Source organism: Vibrio sp. 1167 (genome assembly GCF_033340375.1).
In the GTDB taxonomy this organism is placed as follows: domain Bacteria; phylum Pseudomonadota; class Gammaproteobacteria; order Enterobacterales; family Vibrionaceae; genus Vibrio; species Vibrio alginolyticus.
Map to the genome: position 1 here is coordinate 1 of NZ_JAWOWK010000067.1, position 1268 is coordinate 1268.

Annotated in this window: 1 protein-coding gene; it reads right to left on the bottom strand. The window is 48.8% G+C overall.

Annotation, left to right across the window (positions count from 1 at the left end; all coding sequences use genetic code 11):
- Positions 1-1268 (bottom strand): toprim domain-containing protein (locus tag R7Z78_RS24405; RefSeq protein ID WP_318117033.1); only part of this gene is annotated, 1268 nt, incomplete at both ends.

Consider the following 1268-nt stretch of genomic DNA (forward strand, 5'->3'; position numbering starts at 1 on the left):
GCTTGATACTGGCAGAGTACGTTCACCACGTTTGATGTACGCGCCCTCTTCTAGAAGACCGTCTAGGACTTCAGAAAGGTCCGCCAGCTTGCCGTATTCTTTTGAGTTTAGGAAATCAACACTTAGCGCGTGCTCGTGAGTCACACCGTGTGTACGAACGATGATCTTCGGCAGGCTCAAACCAAGCTCTGCGTGCAGCTCCACTTCGTAGCTGTATTGGCTTGCACCCACTTCTTTCGCGTTTAGTTGCTCAACAAGTTGTTTTGTCCAAGCTTCTACTGCTGCTGCATCATGACACTGCTCAGCCGTTAGACGAGATGTGTAGATAAGCTCATGCACTAAGGCGCGAGGGTAACGACGGCTCAGACGATCAGCAAGCTTGATACCTGCATTGTATTGTTGAACCAGTTTTTCTAGCGCTTCGCCAGCTAGAGCTGGAGCTTCTGCGTTTACGTGCAGTGATGCGTTGTCCAATGCCAATGATACTTGGTACTGGTTCATCGCTTCTTCATCTTTGATGTACTGCTCTTGTTTGCCCTTCTTCACTTTGTATAGTGGTGGCTGAGCCATATACACGTAACCACGCTCGATAAGCTCTGGCATTTGACGGTAGAAGAAGGTCAACAGTAGCGTACGGATGTGCGAACCATCGACGTCAGCATCGGTCATGATGATGATGTTGTGGTAACGCAGTTTGTCCGGGTTGTACTCGTCACGACCGATACCACAGCCAAGTGCTGTAATAAGCGTTGCAACTTCTTGCGAAGACAACATCTTGTCGAAACGTGCTTTTTCTACGTTCAGGATCTTACCTTTCAGCGGTAGGATTGCCTGATTCTTACGGTTACGACCCTGCTTAGCTGAACCACCCGCAGAGTCACCCTCCACAATGTATAGTTCAGAGAGTGCCGGATCTTTTTCCTGACAGTCTGCAAGTTTGCCTGGTAGGCCTGCTAGGTCTAGCGCACCTTTACGACGAGTCATTTCACGCGCTTTACGTGCGGCTTCACGTGCACGTGCTGCATCGATGATTTTCGAGCAAACCATCTTCGCTTCGCTTGGGTTTTCGACCAAGAACTCAGATAGCTTCTCACCCATCGCCGATTCAACCGCTGATTTCACTTCAGAAGAAACCAGTTTATCTTTAGTTTGGCTCGAGAATTTTGGATCAGGCACTTTTACTGAAACAACGGCTGTCAAACCTTCACGCGCATCGTCACCTGACGTTGCCGTTTTCGCTTTCTTCGAGAAGCCTTCTTTATCCATAA